Genomic DNA, 3,719 nt, shown 5'->3' on the forward strand with positions numbered 1-3,719 from the left:
GGTCGAACTTGCCTTCGCACCGGACGATGAGGGCCGGCACTGAGCCAACCGACTATTGCCGGCGGGCTTCGGGTTGGGGCGCTTCCGGCGGCGGCAGCGGGATCGATATGCCTTCGCTATCGAATTCCTGTTTGGCGCGCTTGGTGAGATCAGTCTGGGTGGCGAAGAAGTCCGCCGACGATGTCCAATAGCGCAAGGCAATCGAAACAGTGCTGTCACCCAATGTCGAGACGAAAGCGATCGGCGCCGGCTCACGTTTCACTCGCCGTTCGGCCGCGGCAGTGGCAAGCAAGGTTTTCTGCGCCCTGTCGATGTCGTTCCAGGAGCCGATGGAGAGTGTGATGTCGCTGCGGCGTACGCCGTTGCGCGAGAAGTTGCGCACCGGCTGGTTCCACAACGTCGAGTTGGGCGCCAGGATGTAGACGCCGTCGGCGGTCCTGAGCTTGGTCGCGAACAGACCGATTTCCTCGATCGTGCCGGCGATCGAACCAACCTCGACGGATTCGCCGATGCGGAACGGCCGCAGCGCCAGAAGCATGATGCCGGCGGCGATGTTCTGCAGCGTGCCCTGCAACGCCAGACCGATGGCGAGGCCAATGGCACCGATCGCGGCAATGATCGAGGCCGTCTGCACGCCGAACTGGCCGAGCACCATGATGGTGACGAGGATCAGGATGGCGTAGCGGACGATCTTGGAGAAGAAATGCCGCAACGTCGCATCGAAACCATGGATATGGCCGAGACCGGCGAAGATCGAACGTTCGGCAAGACCGGCGACGATGTAGCCGACAATCAAGAGGATGACGGCACCGATGGCCGAGAAGGAGTACGAAACAATCAGCGTGCTCAGTTGGGCGAGGCCAGCCTGGACGCTGAGAAAGGCGTTTTGCGGGTCGATCGGCATGGGGGGAATCCGGTTGGTCGGTGAGCCGATAACCCATGCGGGCGGTGAGGGTTCCGATCTTTTCCGGCGTGCAGCGGAACCACAAGAGCGACAATACGTTCGTGCGAGGCAGGGTCCCGTCTTGAAACTGTCAGGGAACTCTGCCTATCTAAGTGGTGTCACCTGCTTCAAGGGGTGATTTGGTTGTTCTTGCTGCGAAAGGAAATACACTGAGAACAGCACTGCGGAAGAAGGCCGATATCATGCCTTCGCCGGCCAGGATCAGCGTAGACGACGCCGTGTCCCGCGCCATCAAGACAGTCCTTGCCAGTCTGGAAGACTCCAAGGCCGAAAACATTGTCTCCATCGACATCCAGGGGAAATCGAGCCTCGGCGACTACATGGTCGTCGCTTCGGGCCGATCGCACCGTCATGTCGCGGCTGTCGCCGATCATCTTCTCAAAGCGATCAAGGATGCCGGTCTCGGCACCGCGCGCGTTGAGGGGCTGTCCGGCGCCGACTGGGTCCTGATCGATTCTGGCGACATCATCGTCCATGTCTTCCGCCCCGAAGTCCGCGAATTCTACAATCTCGAAAAGATGTGGCAGGCGCCGGACCTCGAGGAAGAAACGCTCCACTAAGTCGTTCGCGCGGCTTACAAGGCGAGGATGAAGATATCAGTTCATGCCGTGGGCCGGATGAAAGCCGGCCCCGAAAAGCTGCTTGCCGACCGCTATTTCGAGCGCTTCGCCAAGAGCGGCCCGGCCGTGGGGCTTGAATTTGGCGGCATTGCCGAGATTGCCGAGGGGCGCAGCCAGACCGCCAACGAGCGCCGGCGTGAGGAAGGCCAGAAACTGCAGACGCAGTTGCAGCCCGGCACCGCTTTGATCCTGCTGGACGAACGCGGCAAAAGCTTTTCCTCGGAAGATTTCGCCGGGCGCCTCGGCCTGTTGCGTGACGGTGGCCGCAAGGCGCTGGTCATCGCCATCGGCGGCGCCGACGGTCACGACCAGTCGCTGCGCGACCAGGCCGAACTGGTGATGTCGTTCGGATTGTTGACATGGCCGCATCAGCTGGTGCGCGTGATGCTGGGAGAGCAGCTTTATCGGGCGGCCACCATCCTTTCGGGACATCCTTATCATCGCTCGTAAACCGGTGAATTGGTGCAGTACACCCGGATTTCCGCCCCAATGCCGAGGCAAGATTGCATCGAGTGGGCGGTTTCGAACATGGTTGATTGTTCGTTAACGAAGCCACGCATAGAGTCGGGCTTCAATGTCTGAAGACAGAAAATCAAGAACGGGCTCCTGGCGCGCGCGCTGCGGCATCGCGGTGGCGGTGCTTGTGCTGTCGCTGCATGCGGGGCGGGCGGAAAACACGCTCGACATGGCTCCCGATCCGGATCAGAGCCGGGCCGAATATGAACGGGTCTCGAAGGAGATCACGCTGTCGTCGGAACGATTGGCCAAACTCTCCGCCGATATCGCGACGATCAAGAAGGATCACGCCTCGATCACCGCCGCATTGATCCAGTCGGCGATGACCGAGCAGAAGCTCGGCCAGGACATCGAGGACATCGGCGCCCGGCTGGAAGGACTGAAGGGCCAGGAACAGAAGATCCGCGCCTCGCTGATGGCGCGGCGCGACGTTCTGGCCGAAGTGCTGGGCGCGCTGCAGCGCATGGGCCTCAACCCGCCGCCGGCGATCCTGGTCAAGCCCGAGGACGCGCTGTCGTCGGTGCGCAGCGCCATCCTGCTCGGCGCGGTGGTGCCGGAACTGCGCCAGCAGACCGATAGCCTGCTTGCCGATCTCAAGGAACAGACCAGGATCACGGCGTCGATCGAGGCCGAACGGGCGCGGCTGACGGCGGCGGTCGGCGACCAGACGGCGGAAAAGAAGCGGCTCGGCATGCTGCTGGAGGCCAAGCAGAAGCTCGAAGCCGACACGCAGACGCAAATGGCCGCCGAAAAGCAGCGATCCGAAGCGCTGGCGGCCAAGGCCGGCAGCCTGAAGGAGTTGATCGCGTCGCTCGAAGCGCAGGCCGACAAGAGCCGCAAGGCTGCCGATGCTGCCAAGGCCGCCGAGCAGAAGACGGCAAGCGGCGACAACACATCGGCGCCGGCGGAACTGGCGTCGCTGCCCGTTCCGGAAAGCAACCAACTTGCCGCCGCGGTGCCCTTTTCGGCCCTTCAGGGACAGATCGCGCTGCCGGTGACCGGCCGTATCAAGCGGCGATTCGGCGCCGATGACGGTAACGGCGCGGTGATGCTTGGCGACATGGTTGCGACACAATCGGGAGCCATCGTTACCGCGCCGGCGGATGGAAATGTGCTTTATGCGGGGCCGTTTCGCTCTTATGGTCAACTCTTGATCCTGAACGCAGGCGACGGCTATCATGTCGTTTTGGCGGGGATGAGCAGAATCAGCGTCGCGACCGGTCAATCAGTGCTTGCAGGAGAGCCGATCGGTGCGATGGGAGAGGCCCGGGTGGCGAGCACCTCGGTTTCGAAGAATGGAAATGCCACGCCGGAACTCTATGTCGAGTTCCGCAAGGATGGAAAACCCGTCGATCCGGCCCCATGGTGGGCGGACCGTTTTTCTGGAAGGACGTGAATAATGCGGAAACTGTCGCTTCTGTTTGCCGGTGCGCTGATGGGCGCGTCCGCCATGAGCCTGGTCTATGGCGCGCCCGGCTCGGCGGCGAACGCTGCAGGGTCGGAGACCTACAAGCAACTGGCGATCTTCGGCGATATCTTCGAGCGGGTGCGGGCACAGTATGTGACACCGCCCGACGACAAGTCGCTGGTCGAGAATGCCATCAACGGCATGCTGGCCT

4 protein-coding genes and 1 pseudogene are annotated in these 3,719 nt (G+C 62.2%); 4 read left to right on the forward strand and 1 reads right to left on the reverse strand.

Features of this window, described 5'->3' with window-relative positions; translation table 11 throughout:
- Window positions 1-52: 52 nt before the first annotated feature.
- The gene (locus EN984_RS26110; RefSeq protein ID WP_127267095.1) at window positions 53-904 is read right to left on the reverse strand and encodes a mechanosensitive ion channel domain-containing protein; all 852 of its coding nucleotides are present in this window, start codon (window positions 902-904) and stop codon (window positions 53-55) included.
- A gap of 242 nt (window positions 905-1,146) precedes the next feature.
- Between EN984_RS26110 and rsfS the strand changes: the two genes are divergently transcribed.
- From rsfS to EN984_RS26130, 4 genes and pseudogenes are all read left to right on the forward strand, one after another.
- Window positions 1,147-1,524: a ribosome silencing factor gene (gene rsfS / locus EN984_RS26115; RefSeq protein ID WP_013529073.1), complete on the forward strand. Its 378-nt coding sequence runs from the start codon at window positions 1,147-1,149 to the stop codon at window positions 1,522-1,524.
- 27 nt (window positions 1,525-1,551) lie between these two features.
- A complete protein-coding gene (gene rlmH / locus EN984_RS26120) occupies window positions 1,552-2,034 on the forward strand; it encodes a 23S rRNA (pseudouridine(1915)-N(3))-methyltransferase RlmH (RefSeq protein WP_127267094.1) in 483 nt (160 codons plus the stop codon).
- Window positions 2,035-2,158: 124 nt separating this feature from the next.
- Window positions 2,159-3,496 (forward strand): murein hydrolase activator EnvC, encoded by a 1,338-nt coding sequence (locus EN984_RS26125; RefSeq protein WP_127267093.1) that lies wholly within the window; start codon window positions 2,159-2,161, stop codon window positions 3,494-3,496.
- Window positions 3,497-3,719 (forward strand): annotated as a pseudogene (locus tag EN984_RS26130) (peptidase S41); the annotation flags it as partial.

The organism is Mesorhizobium sp. M7A.F.Ca.CA.004.12.1.1 (assembly GCF_003997835.1).
Classification (GTDB): domain Bacteria; phylum Pseudomonadota; class Alphaproteobacteria; order Rhizobiales; family Rhizobiaceae; genus Mesorhizobium.

Bases quoted from the DNA above. Each gene is read 5' to 3' on its own strand.
- rlmH (WP_127267094.1), top strand. From the start codon at position 1,552: ATGAAGATATCAGTTCATGCCGTGGGCCGGATGAAAGCCGGCCCCGAA.
- EN984_RS26125 (WP_127267093.1), top strand. From the start codon at position 2,159: ATGTCTGAAGACAGAAAATCAAGAACGGGCTCCTGGCGCGCGCGCTGC.
- EN984_RS26110 (WP_127267095.1), bottom strand. From the start codon at position 904: ATGCCGATCGACCCGCAAAACGCCTTTCTCAGCGTCCAGGCTGGCCTC.
- rsfS (WP_013529073.1), top strand. From the start codon at position 1,147: ATGCCTTCGCCGGCCAGGATCAGCGTAGACGACGCCGTGTCCCGCGCC.